The sequence below is a fragment of the Streptomyces misionensis genome (assembly GCF_007896895.1).
Taxonomy (GTDB): Bacteria; Actinomycetota; Actinomycetes; order Streptomycetales; family Streptomycetaceae; genus Streptomyces; species Streptomyces misionensis_A.
In genome coordinates, this window is record NZ_VOGW01000052.1 from 1 (window position 1) to 23,503 (window position 23,503).

Genomic DNA, 23,503 nt, shown 5'->3' on the forward strand with positions numbered 1-23,503 from the left:
CCGCCGCGGCGCAGAACGTCGATACCGACCTGTGTGGCATAGGGGTTGACGCTGGCGACGGCGGCGCCGTCGCCAGCGTCAACCCCTATGCCACACAGGTCGGTATCGACGTTCTGCGCCGCGGCGGCAACGCGATCGACGCAGCGGTCGCCACCGCCGCCGCGCTCGGAGTCGTCGAGCCCTACTCGTGCGGAGTCGGCGGCGGCGGCTACTTCGTCTACTACGACGCCCGCAGCAGGACGGTCCACACCATCGACGGCCGGGAGACCGGCCCGGCCCGGATGCGGTCGGACTCGTTCACCGATCCCACCACCGGCAAGGCGATCCCGTTCGACGACGCCGTCAACTCCGGTCTGTCCGTGGGCGTTCCCGGCACCCCGGCGACCTGGCGGAAGGCGCTGGACGCCTGGGGCACGCTCTCGCTCGCGGAGGCGATGCGGCCGGCGATCCGGATCGCGGACGAGGGATTCGTCGTCAACGAGCAGTTCCGCGCCCAGACCGAAATGAACGAGAAGCGCTTCCGCGACTTCGCCCCGACCGCCGAGCTGTTCCTGCCGGACGGCCGGCTGCCGGTCGTCGGCAGCCTCTTCCGCAACCCCGATCTGGCCCGCACGTACCGGGAACTGGCCCGCACCGGCATGGACGCGATGTACTTCGGTGACATCGGGCGCGACGTGGTGCGCACCGTCCAGAACCCGCCGGTGGCCACGGGCTCCACGCGCACGGTGCGCCGCGGACTCATGGAACGCGCGGACCTCGCCGCCTACCGGGTGATCATGCGGGCCCCGACCCGTACGACGTACCACGGCCTGGACGTGTACTCCATGGCGCCGTCCTCCTCCGGCGGCACCACGGTCGGTGAGGCGCTGAACATCCTGGAGAACCTCCATCTGTCGCCGGCCGACAAGGTGCAGGCTCTGCACGACTACCTGGAGGCCAGCCGGATCGCGTTCGCGGACCGCAACCGCTGGGTGGGCGACCCGGCGTTCTCCGACGTACCGACCCAGGAACTGCTGGCGAAGGAGTACGCCAAGGACCGTGCCTGCCTGATCCGGCCCACCTCGTCGCTGACCAGCCCCGTCACCCCGGGCGACCCACGCCACCCCACGGGCTGCACCGCACCGGGCACCGGCGCCCCCGAACCCTACGAGGGCCGGTCGACGACCCATCTGGTCGCCTCCGACCGCTGGGGCAACGTCGTCTCCTACACCCTGACGATCGAGCAGACCGGCGGCTCGGCGATCACGGTTCCCGGCCGGGGCTTCCTGCTCAACAACGAGCTGACGGACTTCGACTTCACGCCCCTGCAGGCGGATGTGCCCGACCCGAACCTGCCGGGCCCCGGCAAGCGGCCGCGCAGCAGCATGTCGCCGACGATCGTGACGCGCGGCGGCAAGCCCGTGCTCGCCGTGGGCTCGCCGGGCGGCGCCACCATCATCACCACCGTTCTCCAGACCCTCGTCAACCGCCTCGACCTCGGCATGACCCTGCCGGAAGCGGTCGCCGCCCCGCGCGTCTCGCAGCGCAACGGCGCCACGACGGAGGCCGAGCCCGCGTTCCTCGACTCGCCGGAGCGCCCCGCGCTCGAAGCCCTCGGCGAGCGCTTCGTCCTGGCCCCGCCGGCCTTCACCCCGTCGCCCGAGATCGGCGCGGTCGCCGCGCTGGAGTTCGGGTCCCACGGCAAGGTCACGGCGGTCGCCGAGCCGAAGCGGCGCGGCGGCGGATCGGCGATGGTCGTCCACCGCACGTCCTGAGGCGGCACCGGGCGCCGGTGTCCGGGCTCCTCGCTCCGGTGCACGACGGCGTCGTGGTCGTGCACCGGGGCCCGGGAGCCCGGCACCCACACGGTGCCTGGGCCACGCCGGCCCGTTCCCCGTCCGCGGCCGTCCCGGTGTTCCCCTGCGTCAGGGTAATTCGATGGCGCCGAACAGGGTGGTACGACCACCCTGTTCCCATGCCGGAACCAGAACACCAGATTCGGGCCTCGTACACCGACTCCACCGTCACCGTCTACCAGGCGTACACGCCCGCGATCGGCCGCCGGGCAGCGCAGGAGGGCCGGTTCCCGCCGGCGTGGAAGAGGGACCGGATGACGTGGATCAAGCCGTCGTTCCTGTGGATGATGTACCGCTGCGGGTGGGGTGCGAAAGAGGGTCAGGAGACCGTCCTCGCCGTCGAGATCTCCCGCGAAGGCTTCGAGTGGGCGCTGGAGAACGCCTGTCTGTCCCACTACGAGCGGGGGCTCCACTCCGATCAGGCCGCGTGGAAGCGCCAGTTGATGCGGGCTCCGGCTCGGGTGCAATGGGACCCCGAACGAGACCTGCACCTGAAGCCGCTTGCGCACCGGTCCCTCCAGCTCGGCCTCGCCGGGGAGGCGGCACGTCTGTACGCGGACGAGTGGATCACCTCGATCACCGACGTCACCCCGCTCGCCCACACGATCCACGCGCGGGTACGGGCCGGGGATCTGGACACGGCACGGCGACTCCTGCCCCGTGAACGCCCGTACCTTATGAAGCAGGGAACCCTGGATCACCTGAGCCGGTGAGCCGGACCGCCGGTCGCAACGGCCTCCGGGCGCGAGGAATGGGCGGCATGACGAACGCGGACGAACGTGTGGCGCGGGTGCGCGAGGTGCGACGGCGGCTCGTACGGGAGGGGCCCCCGCGGGTGCGCGACCACGAGAGGGACTTCGAGACGGTCTCGGTGCCCGAACACCACGGCGACCAACTACGTGACCTGCTGATCTCCGAGCGGGCCGAGAAGGTCGTGGAGATCGGTCTCGCGTACGCCGGTTCCGCACTGGCCATCGGTGAGGCCCTGCTGACCGTCGACGCGCCGTCGCCCCGGCACGTCGTCATCGACCCGTTCCAGGAGCGGGAGTACGCCGACGTCGGCTGGGAACTGCTGTGTTCCGCGGGGCTGGACTCGATCGCCAGGCTCCTGCCCACCCCGTCGTCGATCGCGCTCCCCCGGCTCCTCGGCGAGGGCTTCGTCGCCGACGCGGCGTTCGTGGACGGCAGCCACCGGTTCCACGAAGTCTTCGTCGACCTGTACTTCCTGCGGAAGATCGTCCGTCCCGGGGGCCTGGTCGTCATCGACGACGACTGGTGGCCGTCCGTGCACACGGCCGTGCGGTACTACGAGCGGAACACGGGATGGACGGTGATCCCCGGCGCCTTCCCCGGCGCGCCGGTCGGCGTCGGACCGGGGGGCGAACCGGGGGCCCGGTGCACGGCGTACCGGCTGCCCGACCCGCCGTTCGAGCCTTCTTTCCAGGACTTCCACGCGTTCTGACCGGGAGCCGGGAAGCGGCCGCGCCCACGGCGCCGGCCGGCCGCGGGCAACGGACCAGGCATGAACCGCCCCGACGTTGGAACCCGCTCCCTGTCCATCCGTACACAGGAAGCGAGGAGCGCGCATGTCTCAGGTCGAAGAGTCCATCGAGGTCAACGTCCCCGTCCGCGCCGCCTACAACCAGTGGACGCAGTTCGAGGAGTTTCCCCGCTTCATGGGCGGCGTCGAGCGCATCGAGCAGCGCACCGACACCCTCACCCACTGGAAGACGAAGATCGACGGGGTCGAGCGCGAATTCGACGCGGAGATCACCGAGCAGATCCCGGACGAGCGCGTCGCCTGGACTTCCATCGACGGCGAGGCGAAGCAGGCGGGCGTCGTCACGTTCCACCGCCTGGACGACAACACCACCAAGGTCATGCTGCAACTCGGCTACACCCCCGAGGGCCTGACCGAGACCGTCGGGGACAAGCTCGGCTTCGTCAAGCGTCAGGTCAGCGGGGACCTGAAGCGGTTCAAGGAGTTCATGGAGTCCCGCGGCGGCACGGAGACCGGCGCCTGGCGCGGGGCGGTCTGACCGTACGGACCCGGGCGCACACCGACGCGTCCGCGTCCGGCGCCGCCCCGGACACCGTGTCACGCACGAGACGGGTTCTTCGACGCCGGGCGGGCCGCACCCCGGTGGCCACCACCGCCGCCGGTGCAGGCCCCGCCCGGCGAGCCCGGCAGCCGGTGTTCGCCGCGCGTTTCTCCTCACGGTGGGGTGCCGACGTGTTGCGGCCGTTCGGCCTCCTTCGCGTGATCCTGGCCGGTGTAGCAAATTGTGTCGACAACGCCCGTCGGCGACCGGCAAAGTGGCCACCCGTGACGAGCAGTGAGCTGTGGAGCCGTGCGACCGCCGACCGTTACGACGCCGAGGAGACCGAGATGTCCTCGGCCGCCGTTCTCGGGCCGACCCTCGATTTCCTCGCCGGGCTCGCCGAAGGCGGCCGGGCACTTGAGTTCGCCATCGGGACGGGGCGGGTGGGCGTGCCGCTCCGGGAGCGCGGCGTGCCGGTCGTGGGGATCGAGCTGTCCGAGCACATGGCGGCGGTCCTGCGGCGCAAGGTCGGCGAGGACGTGCTCCCGGTCGTCGTCGGGGACATGGCCACGACCGTCGTGCCCGGCGAGTTCGCCCTGGTCTATCTCGTCTACAACACGATCACGAACCTGCTCACCCAGGACGAGCAGGTCGAGTGCTTCCGCAACGCGGCACGCCACCTGGCGCCCGGCGGCCGGTTCGTCATCGAACTCGGCGTTCCGCCGCTGCGGTTCCTGCCGCCCGGGCAGGTCGCGGTGCCGTTCGACGTCTCCGAACGGCACCTCGGCTTCGACACCTTCGACCTGGTCCAGCAGATCCTCGTCTCGCACCACTTCACCCGCGACGGCGACGACGGCCGCTACCGCCGTGACAGCTCCAGGCACCGGTACGCCTGGCCGGCGGAGCTCGACCTGATGGCGCGGATCGCCGGGCTCCGGCTGGAGCGTCGCGTCGCGGACTGGGACGGGACGCCGTTCACCCAGGAGTCCGGTAAGCACATCTCCGTGTGGCGCAAGCCGGCCTGAGACCGGCGCCGGCGGCCATCAGGCCGTCGAGTTCAGCCGCCGTGCCCCGGTGCCTCGTGCGGGCAGCCGCTCGACGTCGGACCACGGCTGTCCCTCAAGGGGGCTGCGCCCGGGCGGGGAGCTGCGGCGGCGACGCCCGCACCGCGGGCCTCGGTGCGGACCACGCACGGTCTCGCCGAACTCCGCTCCAGCCGGTGTGCGAGGCCGACTGGGCCCGCATCACGCCGGTACCGGGCGGGCCCGGAGCACTGGTTCCCCGGGCCCGCACCCGCGTCGGCGGAGGCTTCGCGGCCGACCGCACCGGGCCCCGTAGCCGTCTCCCCCGCCCTCTCTTGACCTGGAGCGCGCTCCAGACCCGAGCATGGGCGCATGAACACCACTCAGCACACCGCTCGGCCCCAAGTCGTCCTCGGAACGATGGACTTCGGTACCCGTCTGGACCGCGACCGGGCCTTCGCGATCCTCGACGCCTTCGTCGACGGCGGCGGCGTCTGGCTCGACACCGCGAACTGCTACTCCTTCTGGACCGACCCCCGTGGCATCGGCGGCGCGAGCGAGGAGGTCATCGGTGCCTGGCTCCGGGCCCGGCCAGGGGCGCGCGACGTCGTACGGATCGCGACGAAGGTCCGGCAGAACCCGCGCGTCGCGCACTCCTGGCCGGACAGCGCCGAAGGGCTGTCCGCCGGCGCCGTCCACGCCGGGGTCGAGGAGAGCCTGCTCCGGCTGGGAGTCGATCACGTCGATCTGCTCTGGGCCCACGCCGAGGACCGCGCGGTGCCGCTGGAGGAGACGGTCGGTGCCTTCGGTGAACTGGTCGCGAAGGGAGTGGCCCTGCGGGTCGGGGCGGCGAACCATGCCGCCTGGCGCGTCGAGCGAGCCCGGTCGCTCGCGCGGGAGCTGCGCGTGGCACCGTGGACCGCCCTGCAACTGCGCCACTCGCTCGTGCAGCCGCGCCCGCTCACCCCCGTCGCGGAGGCAGGCCACCGCATGCTGACCGCCGAGGACCTGGACCTGGCCCGGTCGGAGGGGCTCGCCGTCTGGTCGTACAGCTCGCTGATGTGGGGCTCTTACGTTCGCCCGGACAAGCCGCTTCCGCGCACCTATGAGCACCCGGGGACCGAACGGGTGCTCGCCGTCCTGGGCGACATCGCAGGCGAACTCTCCGTCACGCGGAACCAGGTCGTCCTCGCCTGGCTGATGCGGCAGGGGATCGACCCCATCGTCGGCGCGAGCCGGCCGGAGCAGATCGAGGAGGCGCTCGCCGCGTGCCGGGTACGGCTCGACGACGAGCACCTGGCGCGCTTCGCCGGAGCGCGGTAGTGACCGTCCACCCGAAAGACCGTATGACGACCCACTCGCCCGCGGCCGCCGCCGACCGCACCGGCGTCTCCCTCGACACCCTGCGCTACTACGAACGCGAGGGGCTCATCGGACCGATCCGGCGTTCCGCGGGCGGGCGCAGGGAGTACACCGAGGACGACATCTTCTGGATTGGCCTGGTCACGTGCTTCCGCGAGGCGGGCCTCGGCATCGCGGACCTGCGGGGATTCGTCGCCATCCTGCGCGCCGAGCACTCCCCGCAGGACCGGGTCGCCTTCCTTGCCGAGCGACGCGCCGCACTGGAGCACCGGGTGGCGGCACTTCGCCGGGCGATGGAGGTGCTCGACGAGAAGATCGCCTACTACGGCGCGGACTCCTAGAGCGGTTCCAGCTGTCTTTCGCGGCCCCGCCGACGCTCCGTCCCCGGGCGCCGGCGGGGTGCCGGCGAGTCGGCCGGGGGCTCAGGCCGTGGGCGCGGCCGTGTGGTCCCGCATGTCGATCGTGCTGTCGGCCGCCCCGACGACCACCGGGTCATGGGTGGCGACGACGGTGACGCAGCCGTGCTGGTGGGTGGTGCGGGCGACGAGGGCGGTCAGGTCGTCGGCGCGGGTTCGGTCGACGGCGGCTGTCGGCTCGTCGACGAGGAGGAGTTCGGGCTCGGTGAGCAGGGCGCGGGCCAGGGCGACGCGTTGGCGTTCGCCGCCGGAGAGCTGGTCGGGGCGGTGGCGGAGCCGGTGCGCGAGTCCGACGTCGGCGAGCAGGTCGCGGGCCCGGGCCCGTACGGCGCGGGGTGTGCGGTCGGCGAGGGAGGCGGCGGCGAGCAGTTGTTCCTCGGCGGTGAGGCCGGTGATCAGGTTGCCGCTCTGGAACATGTAGCCGATGCGGGTGCGGCGGGCACGGGCGCGTTCGCGGTCGGTGAGGGCGGCCAGGTCGGTGTCGCCGAGCAGGACCTGTCCCTCGTCGGGGCGGAGCAGGGCGCCCGCGACGGCGAGCAGGGTGGACTTGCCGGAGCCGGAGGGGCCGACGAGGGCGGTGAGGACGCCCGGCCGGAAGGTGGCGGTGAGGGCCCGCAGGGCGGTGGTGCGGGAGTCCCCGCGGCCGAGGGTGACGGTGATGTCGTGGAGGCGGAGGGTCATCGTGCGGCTCCCAGCATGATCATCGGGTCGACGGTGGTGACGCGGCGCAGGGTGAAGGCGGAGCCGGCGAGTCCGACCAGGGCCACGGCGGCCATGGTGGTGGCGAGGGTGGCGGCGGGGAGGCTGAAGGGCACCTGCTCACCGACGAACAGGCCGACGGCGGAGGCGAGCGCGGCTCCGACGGCCGTTCCGGCGAGGACGACCACGGCGGCCTGCGCGAGGGTGTGGCCGAGGAGGCGGCGGCGGGAGGCGCCCATGGCGCGCAGCAGGGCGAGTTCCGGAGTGCGCTGCACCGTCCACACGGCGAAGAAGGCGCCGACGACCAGTGGTGCGATGAGGAAGAGGAAGGTCTGGATGGAGGTCATCGTCAGGCGCTCGCCCTTGTAGCCGGGGGCCGCGGCGAACGCGTCGCGGAGCGGGACGGTGGCCGTGTGGTGACGGCGGTCCGCGCCGGCGAGCGTCTTGCCGTCGAAGCCCGCGGGGAGCTTGAGGGCCATCGCGCTGTACTGGCGCGGGAGATCGTCGGGGCGCGTGTCGGTGCCGGGTGTGGTGAAGCGGATGCGGCGCCAGGCGTCGGCGGTGACGTAGGCGGCGGGGACGTGCCCGTAGGAGGAACGGCCGGTGGTGCCGACGACCTTCAGCCGGATGCCGAGCCGGTCGACGGCGAGGGTGTCGCCGATGCGGACGCCGTCGCCGACGAGTTGACGGGAGACCACGATGCCCTGCGGTGCGTTCGCGGCGAGGGGCTTGCCCTCGTCGGCGCCGGGATCGGTGAAGGCCCCGGGTTCCACACCGAACGCGGCGAGGTCCACCTCGACGTGCCGGTCGGTGGTGCCGCGGGTGAGGGCGACGCCGAGCGGGGTGGCCGTGACGCCCGCTTCCCGCCGCCAGCCGTCGACGGTCCGCTCGTCGATCAGACCACGGGCGAACTGGTCGGAGTCCGAGCCGGCGGCGAAGGCGATGTGGGTGGCGGGCAGCGCGCGCAAGGCGGAGACGGTGTCGTCTCCGAGGCCGGTGGTGAACCCGGAGACGATACCGACGAGCGCGGCGACGAGAACGACGACGCTGCCCATCAGCAGGAAGCGGCCGCGGGCCGCCTTGAGTTCCAGCAGGGCGAGGAACACGGTGTTCCTTCCAAGGATAGGGACAGGGCGTCCCTAAGGTAAGGGATGGGGACGCGGCGTCCCCAAGTGGGGGTCCGCACCGGACTCGGGTGCTCATGCGGGGTCCTAGACTGGCCGCGTGCCCAAGATCCACGCCGCGTCGGTCGCCGACCACCGCGCCCGGCAGCGGGCCGCGCTGCTCGAAGCGGCACGGGAACTGCTCGCCGAGGGCGACGCCTCCAAGGTGACGTTCGCGGCGGTCGCCCGCCGCACCGGCCTGGCCCGCAACAGCGTCTACAAGTACTTCTCCGACCGCAGGCAGCTGCTGACCGAGGTGGTCCGGGAGGCCGCGCCGCACTGGACCGAGCGCATTCACGCCGCACTCGCCGCCGCCGGTGACTCACCCCGGGATCGGGTGGCCGCCTACGTCACCGCGCAGCTGGAGATGGTCCGCGACGGCGAGCACCGCATCGCCCGCGCCGACGCCGACGCGCGGGACGCCGCTGCCCTGCGCGAGGGCGCGGACGCGGCACACCGCGCGCTGCTCGACCCGCTCGTGAACGCCCTGCGGGACCTCGGCGACGACGCCCCGCTGCGGACGGCGCGGCTGCTGCAAGGGTTCGTCAACGCCGCGACCACGGCTCTGGAGGCGGGCGACGACTACGACGCGGTGGCGGACAAGGCGGTGCGTCTGGCCGTCGCGGCCCTCGGTGGTCTCACGGCGCAGCCGTCGTCCCGGTGAACACGTGACCCGGCGCGAACTCGACGATTTTTCCGTGATCGCTCGACTCCCCCACGGCCTTGCTGCCAAAGTGATCAAGGCCGTGATGATCAGGGACCGATATCGAGGGGGACGACATGCGATGTGCCGATGGCCCGGGCGTGCGCGGTGAGGTTCATGTGCGGGCGGACGTGCGGCGGGTCTGGGGGCTGGTGACCGACATCGGTCTGCCCGCCCGGTTCAGCCCGGAGCTTCAGCGCGTCGCCTGGCTCGACGGGGCGGACCGTCCCGTGGTGGGTGCGCGCTTCGAGGGGTACAACCGTCACGAGCGGCTCGGCGAATGGCGGACCGTCTCCCATGTCGTCGAGCTGGACGAGCCAAGGGTGTTCGCCTGGGCCGTCACGGACGCGGACGGCCGCTACGGGGAGCCGGCGCCGGACCCGGCACGGCCCATGGCGACCTGGCGCTGGGAGCTCGAGGCCGAGAACGGTGGCACACTGCTGCGGCAGTCGGCCCTGATCGGGCCCGGCCGCAGCGGGATCACGCTGGCGCTGGAACGCTGGCCCGACCGTGAGGAGGAGATCCTCGCCTTCCGGTCGAAGGAACTGCGCGCCGGGATGGAGGCAACCCTTCAGGGCATCAAGGTGCTCGCGGAGGACGGCAGTTGAGCCGCTGATAACGGCGCTTCGCTGCATCAAGGTGCTCGCCGAAGGCGGCAGTTGAGCCGCTGAGCACACCGCTTCGCTCGTGCGTTCCCTGTTCGCCCGGTGGTCAGGGGCTGCTCACCGTCGTCGTCACCCTTACCAGGCCGGGCCTGCGGGGCGTGGAGCCGAAACCGAACCGGACCGGTGGGCGCACCGCCGTGAGGGCGCCGAGGCTCCGCCCCCGCAGGACGGCGGTCATCCCGGTGATCCGGTGCAGATCATGGGCGCCGTACCACTCATGGCGCCCGCCGCCGGCCGTGCCCCGGGTGCGCACGCCCAGCAGCAAGCGGGCCGGTGGGTCCGTCACCACCGTCCAGCGGGGGCTGGCGGACAGTGCTCGGGGTACCGCCCGCAGCAGCAGCCCGGCCGGGCCGCGCCGGCCGACCGTGAACCGCAGCGAGAGCAGCGCTCCGGCGGTGACGGTCCAGACGTCGCCGGTGACGCGGACCCGTACGGGTTCGATCCGCACCTCGTCGAAGGCGTACGTACCCGCGATGAACTCCGCCGTCCGCCGGGTCGGGGCCAGCAGCAGGCGGTGCCCGTCGGGCCGTTCGAGCATCACATCGCTGAACGGCCCGAAGGGTGAGCGCGGCCAGTGGCCCAGCACCAGCCGGGTCCCGGACGTCGTTCCGAGGCCGGCGATCCAGCCGTCGAAGCGCATCCGGACCGGTCGCCGGGCCCGCGTGCCCCCACCGGAGCCCCGCGTCATCCGCCCGCGCCCCGGGGAGCGAACCGGCCGTGCGGTCGCCGTGCCCGCGACCGGCCCGTCGGCGTAGCCGCCGCCCGCGGACCCGCCGCAAGGCGCACGGCATCAGGCCACCGCGCGGCTCCCATCATCGTCTCCCCTGCCGCCGCGGCACCGGCCGCGAGGGAGCGAAGCGCACCCCGTGCACCCCGTCCGAGAAATGCACCAGTGGCTCCCCGGCGGACGGGGGCAGTCCGACCGCCCGGGTCAGCGTCTCGTCGAGGCCCTCGACGCGGGCCGCCCGCAGCGGCCAGGGCTCGTGCTCGACCGGCGTCTCCCAGAGCACGCCGCACCCGCGCGTGAAGGCCCGCCAGCGCGAGGTCAGCCACACGTCCCGGCGGGTCTGCCGGAGCGGCTCGCCGGGCCGCACGGTGAGACGGTACGACGGCCCGCCGCGACCCCGGGCGCCGGCATAGGTCAGAGCGTCACCGTCGCGCGACAGCCCCAGGTGTCCGAGGTGGTACGGCGCGCCGATCGCGCGGGCGGCCAGCATGACCGGGGACGCCACTTCGAGGGACAGGAACCACAGGCCGTCCCGGCCGTCCCGGCCGCGCGCGTAGGTGCGCAGGTTGGTCTCCGCGAAGGGCGGCACGGCCACCGGGGACCCCGGTATCCGCACGCCGGCCATCACGAACGGCGTCAGGCTCACCCAGGCCCGCCCGTCGAGGGTGTCCACGGTCAGCCCGTCCGGCAGCAGGCGCTGCACCTGCTCCGAGGGGTAGGACCAGTGCACGAACGTCTGCGTCAGCCACTCGGCGCGCAACGCCGGCAGGCGTACGCGCTGCTCCGCTCCGTAGGACGCCACGGACCCCGACTCCCCCGGAGCCACCCGGCGAAACCGGGCGGGCGCACCGCTCCACGGCACGCGCGCGGCGGGCGCCGGGGCGGGCGCCGGGCGCTCGGCGCCGACCGTCGTGGTCGTACCCGGTCAGCCGCATGACGGGTGGTCCTTGTTCCGCTCCCGGAGCAGCTTCAGGTGTTCCGTGGCCGTGGCGTGTGCGCGCCTGACGGTCACGGTGACGCGCTCGCCGGTCCGGGCGGGCAGGTCGAAGGCGTGGACCGAGCGCCTGCCGTCCAGGAGGGGAGCGAGCCGGCGGAGGGTGAGGGGTCTGCCGTCGCAGGTCACCCGCACGACGGTCGCGCGGTCCGCACCGAGCACTTCGTGCCGGCCGGTGAGCGAGGTGACGACGAGGGGGAGAGCCATGGGACGAGAGGAGTAGGCGGTGCTGGCGGGGGACGAGGCACTGCTCGTCACGACGGCGCCGGCCGCCGCGGCGGAGCCGAAGCAGAACCGCCTGTCGCCGGTCTCCCGGACGAACAGCGCGGAGCCCCGGTCGACGGCGGCGGTGGACATCGGCGCCCGGCCGGGACGGTTCCTCGTCGGCAGCCGTGCCGGCAGGTGGCTCCGTGCCGCGGCGCTCACGTCCTCGCGGCCGGCCGCCGTGGCCCGCGGCGGGGCGGCGCGCTACGTGGTCGCCGGTGCCGACGGCGGGTGTGCCCCGGCTCGTGGTGACCCGCCGGGGCTCGTGCACGCGGCCATCGGGACGAGCGCGGCTCCGGTCGGAGCGGACACGAGAACCCTCTTCGTGTTTCCCCCCGCTTGTCGCGCACGGCGTCGCGAGCGTGCGCGGTCCGGCCGTGTCTCAGCCGGTCAGTGTGCCCTGGTGGAAGTACAGCCGCCAGCCCGACTCCGTCAGCCGCCACAGCGAGCTTCGCCATGCCCGGCGCCCCTGGTGGTCGGCGAAGTACGTGAGGTGGACGACGCCCGGTGCGAGGACGGTCCCCGACATGTCGCTGACCTCGACCGGCGCCTGCGGGGACACCGAGCCGTCGCTCGTCACGGTGAGGACCGACCGCGCGTCCCAGCGGCGCCCGGAGGCCCCGATCTCGGTGAACTCCGGGTCGAGCAGCTCCAGGACCAGATCCGGGACGGCGCGCACCCGCGGATCGAGAAGCCGCATCTCCCCGTCGACGGCCGCCCGCACGGCCCGTTCGTCCTCGTTCATCGGCATCGGTTCTCCCGTCGAGTGGGTTCGGCCGGCCATGATCGGCCGCCGGGCCGCCCGCCGTCGGTCGCCGCGCGGGCCAGTACATCGGCGGTCAGCGCGCCCGCCGCCACGGCGTGGGCGGCGGTGCTGGGCAGACAGCGGTCGTGTGCGGGGACGTACTCGGCCATGACGACGCCTGCGTGATCGGTCGGGACCTCGGCGAGGGAGACCGGCCGGCCCTGCTCCCCGAGCGCCATGTGCAGCTCGCGGGAACGCGCCACGTCCACCACCGGATCGGCGGTGCCGTGCACCAGCCACACCGGGATCGGCGGCAGCGGGCGGCCGTGCCGGCGGAGGTCGTCCAGCGGGACCGTTCCGGTGGTGGGAGCCGCCGATGCGTAGGCGCCGGCGATTCCCACGACGGCTCGAGGTCTGAAGTCGCCGAACGCCGTAGGGTTCAGTGCGACGCCCACCGCGGCCTTGCCGCCCAGCGACCAGCCGGCGAGCGCGACCCGGCCGGGGTCTCCGCCGAGGCCGGCCACGCGCTGCCGCACGAAGGCGGCCGACTCCCTCAGGTGCGTACGCCCGCCGTCCGGCGCGTCGGGGCGCCAGTCCGGCACCAGGACGACGACACCGAGTTCGGCGGCGGCGCGGGCGAGCGGCGCGAGCACGTCCCGCTCGTCGGGGCCCCGGCCGTGCCAGAGCAGCACCACGGGTGCGGGGCCCGGTGCGGCCACGGGCCGGTAGACGTCCATGAGCTTGCCGCTGGGCCCGTACCGCAGCCCCGCCGTGACGACGACTTCCGTGGCCACCGTTCCCCCTGACCGGTCACATGCGAACGGCTCACGCTACCAGCGGGGTCCGCTCGGCCGATGCTGCCGGGTGCCGGATTCCTCCTACGCGGCCGTGATGTGCGTGCTCGCGGCGGGAAGGAGATGTGCAAACCAGGGAGGCCATGGTGGCGGGTGACCGGTTCGGGCTGGCCGAGGTCCTGGCGGCGGCGGAGGACGCCGCGCCGGTCTCCTCGCTCGATGTCGTGGCGCGCAATCTGCGTGACCGGTGTGGCGCGTACTCTGTCTCATTCCTGCTCGTGGACGTCATGGGGCGCAAGGTGGTGCGGGTCAGTGAGGAAGCCTCCGCCCGGCAGGGGCGGCGTGCCGACCAGATCGATCTGCCCGGCAGTGTCTACGACCAGGTGCTGCGCTCCCAGAAGCTGCTGCGCATGTCGGAGGGGGAGCACGGCCAGCGGCTGATCGCGCCGGTCACGAACCGCGGCGACGCCATCGGGTTCCTGGAGCTTTTCCTGCCCGAGACTCCGCGGGGCGTACCGGACCAGATCGAGGAAGCCGCGCACGCGCTGGCCTATCTCATCGTCACCGATCGTCGCTTCACCGATCTCTACCACTGGGGCCAGCGCACCACCAAGGTCAGCCTGGCCGCCGAGATCCAGCGCCAGCTGCTGCCCTCCGCGCCCTCGTGCGAGGCTGCCGAGTTCGCGCTGGCCTGCGCGCTCGTCCCCGCCGACAGCATCGCCGGCGACAGCTACGACTACGCCCTCGACCAGGACACTCTCCACCTGTCCGTCACCGACGCGATGGGGCACGACGTCGACGCCTCCCTGACGGCCACGCTCGCGGTGAACGCCTCCCGAGGCGCCCGTCGCGCCGGGTACGACCTCGCCGAACAGGCCCACCAGATCCACCGGGCCCTCGTCGACCACGGCCGCGGCGCCTTCACCACCGGCCAGCTGCTGCGTATCGCGCTCGACGGCAGCGGCGCCCAGCTCGTCAACGCGGGCCATCTCTGGCCGCTGCGGCTGCGCGACGGCAGGGTCCGCGACGTCCGCCTGGACGTCGACCTGCCCTTCGGGGTCCCCTTGCAGGGCCCCTACCGGGTGCAGGACCTGGACCTGCGCCCCGGCGACCGTCTCGTGCTCTTCACCGACGGCATGCAGGAACGCCAGGCGCGCTCCGTCGAATTGCCCGGACTGATCCGGGACACCACCGCCGAACACCCCCGCGAGGTCGTGCGTGCCCTGACCACCAAGGTCGCCGAGGCCTGCGACGACCACCTCCAGGACGACGCCACGGTGCTGTGCCTGGACTGGCACGGCCCCCAGGCCGCAGGACGCCACGCGAGCTCCGGCGCCGACGCCTGACCCGGGGCACCGGCACCCGCGCCGCTGCCCTGGGCCGCCGTCTCTCAGCTCTGCGCGGCTCTGTCGCCGTCGGCTTCCCGGGCCGCCTGTTCCACGCGGTTGCGGTAGGTCTCCCACCAGGCCGAGTCGCCGGGCGCCATGCTGTCCCCGTCCTTGCGCACGCCCACGCCCCCGTCGATGAGTTCGCGGACGATGTCGGCGTGCCCGGCGTGGCGGTGCGTCTCGGTGAGCACGCGGACGACGGCGTGGTGCAGTGTCATCTCGTTCCGGCCGCTCGGCCACCAGGGCACCGTGCCGATCGTGTCCAGGGGCAGCGCCTCCAGTGTGGCGTCCGCGTGGGCCCATGCGCGGCGGTAGAGGCCGACGATGGACTCGCGGGACTCGTCGGGGGTGGCCCACATGTCCGCGTTGGTCTCGGCGTCGTCCCCGAGCCAGGGCAGCGGCTCCTCGGAGGGCCGCCCGAACGTGGCGCCGAGGTAGCCCAGTTCCACACCGGCGACATGCTTCACCAGGCCCAGCAGGTTGGTGCCGGTCGGCGTCAGCGGGCGGCGGATGTCGTACTCCGAGAGTCCTTCGAGTTTCCACAGCAACGCCTCTCGGGCGGTTTGCAGATAGCGGTGAAGGTCGGCCCTGGCGTCTGTCGAGGTGGTCATGGGGTCACTCTGCCGTCTCCGTCGTCGTCTTCGGGGCGTTTTCGGCCCGGTGCCGGGATTCCGGCACCGGGCCCGGGCGGGCGGACGTGTCAGGCGGACGGGTTCACGACCACTTCGGCGGAGTTGTTCCTGGTGTCCGGGTCGAAGGCGAAGGACGTGCCGTAGTCGGGCCGGGCGACGACGCGGCCCGTGGCGTCGGGGACGACCCGGTCGATGCGCAGCCGGAACGGGAAGTCGACCCGCAAGTCCGGCTTGGCGGAGACCGGCAGCGTGCAGGCGTAGTGGCCGATGGCCGGGTCGTCGCCGGACTTCCAGGCGTTGCGGCAGGTGTCGGGCACGGATGTGGCGGTGGTGCCCTGCGGGAGGTGGAAGTCGAGCACGGCGACCGGGTCGCCGGAGCTGACGTTGCCGACCCAGGCCGGGCCCCGGTTCTCGAAGCGGAAGGCGGCGGTGACGGTGTCGCCGGCCGCGCCGCTCACCTCGGTGCCGTGCACGGCGAAGTCGGCGGTGTTGTCCGCGTTGACGTGCAGGGAGCGGCCGTTGTCCGAGCCGTCGAGGTCGCCGGCGCCGGCGCCGGGCTCGACCTCGTAGTCGAACCGCTCGTACAGCGCGTGCCCGGTGACGGCGAGCCGCAGCGGCGCCGACAGGTCCACGGTGGCGCCGGGCGCGACCTCGGTGTCGAAGGAGCAGGTCACGTACGTCATGGCCGGGTAGGTGCCGTCGTCGTCCGGGCCGGTGTAGGTGCACTGCGGGTAGCGGGTGACGACGTCGAGGCCGTACGTCGCCCACATCTTCACGCTGAAGCCGTGGGCGGTCTCGTTGCCGGTGTTGGTGACGGCGAACGGCACGGTGAGGCTCGTACCGGGCTGGACCCCGTCGGCGTCCTGCGGGGCGCTCACACCGAGGTCCGGGCCGGAGCCGACGGTCACGAAGGTCTCGGCCGAGTAGTCCGGGGCGACGAGTGTGCCGTCGGGTCCGCCGGTGGCCTCCGCGGAGTACTCGATCGCCCCCTGCGCGCCCGCGGCGGCGCCGGCGGCGGCCCGTATCCTCAGCTGGACCTGCGGTGCGTAGCGGGTCGGTACGTCCCCGGTGTCGCACACGGCGACAGAACCGGCGTCGTCCGGCGTGCAGTTGGCGGGCCAGGCGACCTCGGCGATCTGGGCGAGCCCGGAGACGTCGACGGTCAACCGGCCGTCGGTCACGGTGAAGTTGTCGTTGTCGTGGTAAAGGCCGAGCGCCAACGAGCGGTACGGCGCCGAGCCGTCGGCCGGAGCCACGGTGACCGCCTGCTCGTACGGCGCCTGTATCCACAACTGGTCGGTCTGCGCCTCGTCGGCGTGGGCCAGGCCCGTCCCGAGACCGGCGACGGCCAGCGCCCCCACGGCTGCGGCGCAGGCCCCGCGGCGCAACGCGCGCAGGACGGAGACAGAACTCATGACATCTCTCCAAGGGGTCGCGGAACGACCCGGTCCGATGATCAGGGCCGGGCCGCGAGTTGGACGACCTGGGCGGACGAATGGTTGTAGGCCGCCGGCACGTCGATGATCTCCGGTTGGCGGCGTGCGCGCGCGGGATCACGTCGTCCGGCTCCGAGACGCCGGGGTGCCGGTGGCCCGCACGGCCGTCGGCGATCCCGAGCGAAATGTCGAACGGCGTTCACCGGCATGTCCGTTCGGTCGCATATCGATAACGGGTCTAGCCCAACGCACGGAGCCGGTACCCGCGCGGCTTCGTGCGCCATCCGGAAGGAAAGACCATGGAACGCAGAACCCTGCTCGGCGCGACCGCCGGAGCCCTGACGCTCGGAGCGCTCGCCCAGGTGCCCGCCGAGGCCGCGCCGGGCGCCGGCGATCGCGGACTGGTCACCACGTTCAACGTCATCAGCGACATCCAGGGCGACCTCGGCGACTTCGCCGACGCGCTCCAGGACATCGAAGCCACCAACCCCCGCTCCTCGGGGCTGGCCGTGGCCGGGGACATCACGCCGCGCGGCTACGACTTCGAGTACGCCGAGGTGCGGAAGGTGCTGGACCAGGGGCCGAAGCCCCAAAAGATCGCCTGGGCCATCGGCAACCACGAGTTCTACGTCCCCAAGTGGGCCGACCCGGACACCCTTGCCGAGGCCACCTGGCCCAACGGCACCACCGAGGACTCCCTCTTCCGCAGCTTCCACCGGTTCGCCGAGCGGTCGAGGATCTACGCCGAGACCACGTTCGGCGGGATCCCGGTCCTCACCCTCGGCACCGAGCGCTACATGAAGTACCACGACAGCTCGCTGTGGGACGAAGTGTGGATCAGCGAGGCCCAGTTCGCGTGGCTCGAAGACCGGCTCCGGTACTGGGCGCGCCGCCGCAAGCCGGTCATGGTGATCACCCATCACCCGCTGCCCGACACCGTCTCCGGGACCCGCAGCAAGATCTACCGGAGTGACTACCTTCAGCCCGACCGCCTGCTGGGCCTCCTCGGGCGCCACCGCGACGTGTTCCTGTTCAGCGGCCACACCCACTGGGACCTGACACTGTCCGACTGGTACGTGCGCCGGGTGGTGCCGGGCACGGCGAACCTCGACGGTTTCTCCGTGATCAACACGGGCGCGGTGCAGACCGGTTACGCCGACAACGGCCAGGGCGGGGAGGTCACCGTGCCCGGCCGCTTCAACCAGGGTCTCCAGGTGGACGTGTACCGCGACCGGGTCGTCGTCAAGGCCCGGGACTTCGCGGGCGGGCGCTGGATGAAGCAGGTCACCGTACCGCTGGCCACACGGATCTGACCCCGGCGCCGGGCAGCACCGCACGGGCCGACGGTGTTGCCCGAAGGGGGCCAGGGGTCCACGCACGCGGCAGTGGACCGGTGGTTCGTCGAATGGGCCGAACAACGGAATCCGGGGGCGGCGGGACTGGAGGATCGGCGGCGCGCCGTGCCTGCGGCCCCGGCGGGCCCCGGCGGGCCGGCGGGCCGGGGCGGGACGCGGTCAGGGGCGCAGGATCAACCGGATCGGGTCGCCGGTCTTGTTCTCCAGCCGCTCCACCGCCTCGGCGGCCCGCGCGAGCGGGAGTTCACCGCTGATGGACCCGGAGAAGTCCAGCCGGCCGCCCTGGATCAGGGACAGCAGCTGCGGCAGCGCGACCGGCATGTCGGAGCCGTAGTGGCCGAGGATCTGCTGCTGGAGGTAGCTGAAGCGGGTGCCGTCGGCGACGGTCAGCGGCTTGTCGGTCAGGCCCACGAGCACCAGCCGGCCCTTGGGCGCGAGCACCTTCAGCGCCTGCTCGCGCACCGCCGGTACGCCGGCGAAGTCGAAGGCGGCGGCGAGACCGGCCCCGCCGGTCGCCGCGCCGATCCGCTCGCGCAGCGCCGGGTCGGCGGAGTCGAGCGCCAGGTCCGCGCCCCGGGCGAGGGCGCGCTCGCGGGCGGTGGGGTTGGGGTCGATCGCGATGACGGGGCACGCGCCGACGGCGCGGAGCAACTGGACGGCGTGCACGCCGAGTCCGCCGACGCCCCAGACCCCGACGGCCTCGGCGGGCTTCACGGCGCCCGTGACGGTGATCGCGCCCCACGGTGTGGAGACCGCGTCCGGGATGATGGCGCCCTGGTCGAAGGGGATGGCGTCGGGCAGTTCGGTGAGGGCGTCCTCGGCGGAGAGCGCGTACTCGGCCCAGCCGCCGTCGTAGTCCACGCCTCGGGTGTACGTGACGCCGTCGCGGACCTCGCCCGCGTACAGCACGACCCGCCGGCCCGGGGTCCAGCGGGTGACGCCCGGCCCGGTCGCCGCGACGGTGCCGGAGACCTCGTGGCCCAGGGTGACCGTGTCGCCGCGCAGCAGCAGCGGTGTGAGGGTCCCGTCGATCAGGTGGACGTCCGACAGGCAGACGCCCGCGGCCTCCACCTTCACCAGGACCTGGCCGGGCCCCGGCACCGGCTTCGCCACCTCCTCGATCCGCAGGGTGCGGCTGGGGATGTGCAGCCGGGCGGCGAGCATCTGCTCCATGACATGGCCTCCTTGACGCGGCGGCGACCCGGGGGCCGCGAGCCCCTTAACGCAAGTCACCTTGCGATGAAACGTACGCTCGCCTCGGGGGTAAAGCAAGTAGCCTTGCGTTAGGGTTGGGCATGGCTTCCTCCGACCAGAACGCACCGCCCTTGCGCCGCCGAGGGGCCCGTATGCGCTCCGCCGTCCTCGCCGCCACCGTGGACGTCCTGACGGAGCACGGGCTCGGGGGGACCACCGTCGGTGCCGTCGCCCGCGCCGCGGGCGTCCACGAGACCTCCGTCTACCGGCGGTGGGGCACCCGGGAGAACCTGATCCTGGAAGCGCTGACCGAGCAGCTGGACGCGGCGCTGCCGGTACCGGACACCGGGCACGTCCACGACGATCTCACCGCTTACTTCGGCACGCTGGCGCGGTTGCTCGCGACGGCGCAGGGTGAGGCGCTGCTCCGGCTGAGCGTCGAACGCGACGACTCCCTGCCGGACCGCCGCCTCCCCTACTGGACCGAGCGCCTCGAACGCGGCGCGGTCATGGTCCGCCGGGGCGTCGAGCGAGGCGAACTGGCCCCGGACACGGACCCCGGCCTCGTCATCGAGGCGATCAGCGGCGCCCTGTTCACGCGCGCCCTCATCAGCGGCGCCCCGCTCGACGAGGACTTCGCCGCACGTCTCGTCGCCCTCGCGCTCACCGGCGCACTCCCGCGGGCCTCGACCGGTCCCTGATCCGGCCTCGCGGCCGAGGAGGGCCGCCGGACGTGCGCCCGTCCGCGACGTCGGACACCCGGCGCCGACCGGGCGTTCACCCCTGCCGAAGAGGCGGGCGATTCGGTCGGCGGGCCACCCGGCCGTGCGACACGATGCGGAGAGGGCAGGATTCGAACCTGCGTGGACCCCTGGGGGTCCGACCTCGAGGCGTGGCTCGTCGGTCCCCGATCAGCCGCTCCGGGCACCTCTCCTCGCTCCCGGCCCCGGTGGTGTCCGAGGTCGTTCACGTGAAAGAGAGTGACACGGGCCCCTGACACGGGACTGACACGGCGAAGCCCGGGGCGAGCGCCACGTCGCGGTCACCGAGGATACGCGGACGCCGACGGGGGCCCGAGAGCGGTGTGTTCAGGGGGCGAAGGCCCTGAGCGTCGCGTCGACGAGCGAGTCGGCGTAGGCGGCGGTCAGCGGAGCGCCGCGGTGCAGCCACCGCTGGAAGAGGGGAGCGTAGAGCACTTCGAGGACCAGGTCGAGGTCGGCGCCGGGATCGAGCTGGCCCGCTTCCTGGGCGCTGCGCAGGCGCGCCTTCTTCGCCTCCTGCAGCGGCTGGGCCAGTCTCTCGCGGTACTCGGCCGCGAGCGCGGCGTCGTTGGCGATCTCGGTGGTGAGGGCACGGATGAGCCGGTCGAAAGCCGGGTCGGCGAACTCCTCCGCCGTGGCGCGCATGACGAGCTTGAGATCGGCCTCGAGGTCGCCCGTGTCCGGCAACGCGACCGACTGTCCGTCCGCGCCCTCGCTCAGCGCCAGCACGGCGGCGAAGACGACCGCGCTCTTCGACGGCCACCGCCGATAGATCGTCTGCTTGCCGACACCGGCCCGAGCGGCGATGGCCTCCACGGTGACCTTCTCGTACGCCTCCTCCGCGACCAGGGCCCGGGTCGCCGCGAGGATCGCCTGCCGCGACCGTTCCCTGCGCCGGGAGTGGTCCGGCCCCTTCTCGTTGGACATGGGCCCAGCCTACCCACGGCAGGAAACGAGACGGTCCGTATTGATGGATCACCTGGCCATGCCCTAGGCTCCAATCGAAACGAGACGACCCGTTTCATTTACAGAGGGTGAGAAATCGTGACGGAATCGCGAGTCTGGTTCATCACCGGCGCGTCCCGCGGCCTGGGAAGAGCGTTCACCGAGGCCGCCCTGGCGGCCGGCGACCGAGTGGTGGCTGCCGCCCGCGACGTCGGCCCCCTGAAGGAGCTGACCGAGGAGCACCCCGGCCGCCTGGTCCCGCTCTCGCTGGACGTCGCCGACCGCCGGGGCGTGTTCGCGGGGGTGGAGCGGGCGGCGGCCGCGTTCGGCAGGCTGGACGTCGTCGTCAACAACGCCGGCGGGATGCTCTACGGCATGGTGGAGGAGGCCACGGAGGAGCAGATCCGGGCGCATCTGGACGTGAACTTCTTCGGCGCCGTGTGGGTGGCCCAGGCGGTCCTTCCCCACTTGCGCGCCCAGGGCGGGGGACGACTCCTCCAGGTCACGTCGATGGGCAGCGGCGGCGGTATGGCCACCGTCGGCTTCTACTGCGCGGGCAAGGCCGCGCTGGACGCCTTCGGCGAGGCCCTCGCGATGGAGGTCGAGGGGTTCGGCATCAAGGTCACCAACGTGCAGATGGGCGGCTACCACACCGGCCTGTTCACCGTGGGCACCACGACCACCGAACCCTTGGCGCAGTACCGGTCCCTGCGTACGGAGATGGCGGCGATGTGGGGCGACGCGGTCGGCCCGGAGCCGGAAACCGCCGCCCCGGTCGTCATGGAGCTGGCCGCGCTGCCGGACCCGCCCCGGCGACTGGTGGTCGGCAGCCAGTCCTTCGATCACGTCCTGGCGATGGGCCGGGCCCGGGAGGATCTGTACCGGTCCTGGGAGCAGCTCAGCCGCATCGCCCCCGGCTGACCGGGCGCCGACCCTGACGGGGGTCAGTCATCCGTCAGGGTGTCGTCAGCGGTCCCCGCCAGTCTTGTGCACGTGAACGGCACCCGGCGGCAGCGGGGGCCGGGAACGAGGAGAGGTGCCCGGAGCGGCTGATCGGGGACCAACGAGCCACGCCTCATGGTCGGATCCCTTCCCAAGGGGTCCACGCAGGTTCGAATCCTGCCCTCTCCGCCACGCGACACGATCCGCGGCCTCCCAGGAGGAGCGCGGCGAGATTCCGGGCGCCCCGGCCGGCCGACCGCCGTCCGGGGCGCCGTCGTCGCGAGCGCGAGCCCGAGGGCTCCCCCACCTTGAGCCACCTGACCCGCCTCGAAGGGTCGCCGGCGACCGGCACCGCTCATCGCCCTCACCCCTCACCCATCACTCCCGGAGCGGCATCCCCCATTCCCCGACGCCGGAACCCCGAGGAGGCAGGCTATCCGCGTTTGCATATATAGCGCGCCTACAACTATTGTCATGGTGTGCGTCAGGGACCCCGGTCCCACCGGCACCCCGACGCATCGCACCTCCGCCCACAGGGCCCGCACCACCTCAAGGAGCATCCGCACACCATGGCCTCCTCCCCCATCCCCACCGTCACCCTCAACAACGGCGTCGAGATCCCCCAGCTCGGCTTCGGCGTCTTCCAGGTGCCCGACGAGCAGACCACCGCCGCGGTGACCTCCGCGCTGGAGGTCGGTTACCGCAGCATCGACACCGCCGCGATCTACGGGAACGAGACCGGCGTCGGCCGCGCCCTCGCCACCGCCGCGCTCCCCCGCGAAGAGCTGTTCGTCACCACCAAGGTGTGGAACGCCGACCAGGGCTACGACGCCACCCTGCGCGCCTTCGACGCCAGCCTCGCCAAGCTCGGCCTCGACTACGTCGACCTTTATCTGATCCACTGGCCGGCCCCCGCCCGCGACCTCTACCGGGACTCCTGGCGGGCCCTGGAGCGCCTGGCCGAGGAGGGGCGCATCCGCGCCGCCGGCGTCTCCAACTTCCAGCCCGGCCACCTCGAGCGCCTGCTGGACGGTGCGACACTGACCCCGGCCGTCAACCAGATCGAGCTGCACCCCGGCCTCCAGCAGGCCGACCTGCGCGCCTTCCACGCCAAGCACCGGATCGCCACGGAGGCGTGGAGCCCGCTCGCCCAGGGCGCGGTGCTCGGCGACCCGGCGATCGCCGCCGTCGCCGCCCGGCACGAGAAGTCGCCCGCCCAGGTCGTCATCCGCTGGCACCTCCAACTGGGCAACATCGTGATCCCGAAGTCGATCACCCCGGCGCGCATCCGGGAGAACCTCGACGTCTTCGGCTTCGAGCTGTCGGCGCAGGAGATGACGGCGATCGCCGCGCTCGACCGTGACCTGCGCACCGGCCCCCACCCCGACGAGCTCGACTGAGCCGGCGCTCCCCCACCGC

General features: G+C 72.8%; 25 protein-coding genes and 2 pseudogenes. 15 read left to right on the forward strand and 12 right to left on the reverse strand.

The window, feature by feature from the left end:
- Positions 1-29 precede the first annotated feature (29 nt).
- The 7 genes from ggt to FRZ03_RS09310 all read left to right on the forward strand — a co-directional run bounded on the left by ggt (position 30) and on the right by FRZ03_RS09310 (position 6,602).
- The gene (gene ggt / locus FRZ03_RS09280) at positions 30-1,754 is read left to right on the forward strand and encodes a gamma-glutamyltransferase (RefSeq protein ID WP_146464733.1); all 1,725 of its coding nucleotides are present in this window, start codon (positions 30-32) and stop codon (positions 1,752-1,754) included.
- A 200-nt stretch (positions 1,755-1,954) separates the two neighbouring features.
- Positions 1,955-2,548: a DUF4291 domain-containing protein gene (locus FRZ03_RS09285; protein ID WP_146464696.1), complete on the forward strand. Its 594-nt coding sequence runs from the start codon at positions 1,955-1,957 to the stop codon at positions 2,546-2,548.
- Positions 2,549-2,595: 47 nt separating this feature from the next.
- Positions 2,596-3,297: a class I SAM-dependent methyltransferase gene (locus tag FRZ03_RS09290; protein ID WP_146464697.1), complete on the forward strand. Its 702-nt coding sequence runs from the start codon at positions 2,596-2,598 to the stop codon at positions 3,295-3,297.
- A gap of 124 nt (positions 3,298-3,421) precedes the next feature.
- Positions 3,422-3,874 (forward strand): SRPBCC family protein, encoded by a 453-nt coding sequence (locus FRZ03_RS09295; RefSeq protein WP_146464698.1) that lies wholly within the window; start codon positions 3,422-3,424, stop codon positions 3,872-3,874.
- A 287-nt stretch (positions 3,875-4,161) separates the two neighbouring features.
- Positions 4,162-4,902, forward strand: coding sequence for a class I SAM-dependent DNA methyltransferase (locus tag FRZ03_RS09300; RefSeq protein WP_146464699.1), 741 nt, complete (start codon positions 4,162-4,164; stop codon positions 4,900-4,902).
- A 369-nt stretch (positions 4,903-5,271) separates the two neighbouring features.
- Positions 5,272-6,222, forward strand: a complete 951-nt coding sequence (locus tag FRZ03_RS09305; protein ID WP_146464700.1) for an aldo/keto reductase — start codon at positions 5,272-5,274, stop codon at positions 6,220-6,222.
- 23 nt (positions 6,223-6,245) lie between these two features.
- Positions 6,246-6,602, forward strand: coding sequence for a MerR family transcriptional regulator (locus FRZ03_RS09310; protein WP_146464701.1), 357 nt, complete (start codon positions 6,246-6,248; stop codon positions 6,600-6,602).
- Positions 6,603-6,683: 81 nt separating this feature from the next.
- Here FRZ03_RS09310 and FRZ03_RS09315 read toward each other — a convergent pair whose 3' ends face one another.
- On the reverse strand, positions 6,684-7,358 hold the full coding sequence (locus FRZ03_RS09315; protein ID WP_146464702.1) for an ABC transporter ATP-binding protein: 675 nt from the start codon (positions 7,356-7,358) through the stop codon (positions 6,684-6,686).
- Positions 7,355-8,482, reverse strand: a complete 1,128-nt coding sequence (locus FRZ03_RS09320) for an ABC transporter permease (protein WP_146464703.1) — start codon at positions 8,480-8,482, stop codon at positions 7,355-7,357. Before FRZ03_RS09320 ends, FRZ03_RS09315 begins: the two co-directional genes overlap by 4 nt.
- Before the next feature lie 118 nt (positions 8,483-8,600).
- Between FRZ03_RS09320 and FRZ03_RS09325 the strand changes: the two genes are divergently transcribed.
- Together FRZ03_RS09325 and FRZ03_RS09330 are read left to right on the forward strand one after the other, a co-directional pair.
- The gene (locus tag FRZ03_RS09325) at positions 8,601-9,203 is read left to right on the forward strand and encodes a TetR/AcrR family transcriptional regulator (RefSeq protein ID WP_146464704.1); all 603 of its coding nucleotides are present in this window, start codon (positions 8,601-8,603) and stop codon (positions 9,201-9,203) included.
- A gap of 140 nt (positions 9,204-9,343) precedes the next feature.
- Positions 9,344-9,850, forward strand: a complete 507-nt coding sequence (locus FRZ03_RS09330) for an SRPBCC family protein (protein ID WP_261398777.1) — start codon at positions 9,344-9,346, stop codon at positions 9,848-9,850.
- Positions 9,851-9,953: 103 nt separating this feature from the next.
- Here FRZ03_RS09330 and FRZ03_RS09335 read toward each other — a convergent pair whose 3' ends face one another.
- The 5 genes from FRZ03_RS09335 to FRZ03_RS09355 form a co-directional block, all read right to left on the reverse strand.
- Positions 9,954-10,595, reverse strand: a complete 642-nt coding sequence (locus FRZ03_RS09335; protein WP_261398778.1) for a hypothetical protein — start codon at positions 10,593-10,595, stop codon at positions 9,954-9,956.
- 124 nt (positions 10,596-10,719) lie between these two features.
- A complete protein-coding gene (locus FRZ03_RS09340; RefSeq protein WP_146464706.1) occupies positions 10,720-11,436 on the reverse strand; it encodes a YqjF family protein in 717 nt (238 codons plus the stop codon).
- A gap of 123 nt (positions 11,437-11,559) precedes the next feature.
- Entirely contained in the window at positions 11,560-11,835 is a 276-nt protein-coding gene (locus tag FRZ03_RS39725) for a hypothetical protein (RefSeq protein WP_222443353.1), read from the reverse strand.
- Between the two features lie 439 nt (positions 11,836-12,274).
- Positions 12,275-12,637, reverse strand: a complete 363-nt coding sequence (locus FRZ03_RS09350) for a nuclear transport factor 2 family protein (RefSeq protein ID WP_186785320.1) — start codon at positions 12,635-12,637, stop codon at positions 12,275-12,277.
- The gene (locus FRZ03_RS09355) at positions 12,634-13,431 is read right to left on the reverse strand and encodes an alpha/beta hydrolase (protein WP_146464709.1); all 798 of its coding nucleotides are present in this window, start codon (positions 13,429-13,431) and stop codon (positions 12,634-12,636) included. The genes FRZ03_RS09350 and FRZ03_RS09355 overlap by 4 nt, the downstream gene beginning before the upstream one ends.
- 143 nt (positions 13,432-13,574) lie before the next feature.
- Between FRZ03_RS09355 and FRZ03_RS09360 the strand changes: the two genes are divergently transcribed.
- A complete protein-coding gene (locus FRZ03_RS09360; protein WP_146464735.1) occupies positions 13,575-14,777 on the forward strand; it encodes a PP2C family protein-serine/threonine phosphatase in 1,203 nt (400 codons plus the stop codon).
- Positions 14,778-14,821: 44 nt separating this feature from the next.
- Here the strand turns inward: FRZ03_RS09360 and FRZ03_RS09365 are convergent, their stop codons facing one another.
- Positions 14,822-15,430 carry a DinB family protein gene (locus tag FRZ03_RS09365; protein WP_146464710.1) on the reverse strand — a complete coding sequence of 203 codons (609 nt, stop codon included), beginning with the start codon at positions 15,428-15,430 and terminating at the stop codon, positions 14,822-14,824.
- Between the two features lie 89 nt (positions 15,431-15,519).
- Positions 15,520-16,866, reverse strand: a complete 1,347-nt coding sequence (locus tag FRZ03_RS09370; RefSeq protein ID WP_146464711.1) for a COG1361 family protein — start codon at positions 16,864-16,866, stop codon at positions 15,520-15,522.
- A gap of 320 nt (positions 16,867-17,186) precedes the next feature.
- Between FRZ03_RS09370 and FRZ03_RS09375 the strand changes: the two genes are divergently transcribed.
- On the forward strand, positions 17,187-18,200 hold the full coding sequence (locus tag FRZ03_RS09375; RefSeq protein ID WP_146464712.1) for a DUF4073 domain-containing protein: 1,014 nt from the start codon (positions 17,187-17,189) through the stop codon (positions 18,198-18,200).
- A gap of 201 nt (positions 18,201-18,401) precedes the next feature.
- Here the strand turns inward: FRZ03_RS09375 and FRZ03_RS09380 are convergent, their stop codons facing one another.
- Positions 18,402-19,415: a zinc-binding dehydrogenase gene (locus FRZ03_RS09380; RefSeq protein WP_146464713.1), complete on the reverse strand. Its 1,014-nt coding sequence runs from the start codon at positions 19,413-19,415 to the stop codon at positions 18,402-18,404.
- A 173-nt stretch (positions 19,416-19,588) separates the two neighbouring features.
- On the opposite strand from FRZ03_RS09380, the gene FRZ03_RS09385 reads away from it, so the two are divergent.
- Positions 19,589-20,137: a TetR/AcrR family transcriptional regulator gene (locus FRZ03_RS09385; RefSeq protein WP_261398780.1), complete on the forward strand. Its 549-nt coding sequence runs from the start codon at positions 19,589-19,591 to the stop codon at positions 20,135-20,137.
- Positions 20,138-20,274: 137 nt separating this feature from the next.
- Here FRZ03_RS09385 and FRZ03_RS38950 read toward each other — a convergent pair.
- Together FRZ03_RS38950 and FRZ03_RS09390 are read right to left on the reverse strand one after the other, a co-directional pair.
- Positions 20,275-20,370 (reverse strand): annotated as a pseudogene (locus FRZ03_RS38950).
- Between the two features lie 154 nt (positions 20,371-20,524).
- The gene (locus tag FRZ03_RS09390; RefSeq protein WP_146464715.1) at positions 20,525-21,124 is read right to left on the reverse strand and encodes a TetR/AcrR family transcriptional regulator; all 600 of its coding nucleotides are present in this window, start codon (positions 21,122-21,124) and stop codon (positions 20,525-20,527) included.
- A gap of 117 nt (positions 21,125-21,241) precedes the next feature.
- On the opposite strand from FRZ03_RS09390, the gene FRZ03_RS09395 reads away from it, so the two are divergent.
- From FRZ03_RS09395 to FRZ03_RS09400, 3 genes and pseudogenes are all read left to right on the forward strand, one after another.
- On the forward strand, positions 21,242-22,063 hold the full coding sequence (locus tag FRZ03_RS09395; protein WP_146464716.1) for an SDR family NAD(P)-dependent oxidoreductase: 822 nt from the start codon (positions 21,242-21,244) through the stop codon (positions 22,061-22,063).
- A 109-nt stretch (positions 22,064-22,172) separates the two neighbouring features.
- Positions 22,173-22,276: pseudogene (locus FRZ03_RS38955) on the forward strand.
- 377 nt (positions 22,277-22,653) lie between these two features.
- Positions 22,654-23,484 carry an aldo/keto reductase gene (locus tag FRZ03_RS09400; RefSeq protein WP_146464717.1) on the forward strand — a complete coding sequence of 277 codons (831 nt, stop codon included), beginning with the start codon at positions 22,654-22,656 and terminating at the stop codon, positions 23,482-23,484.
- Positions 23,485-23,503 lie beyond the last annotated feature (19 nt).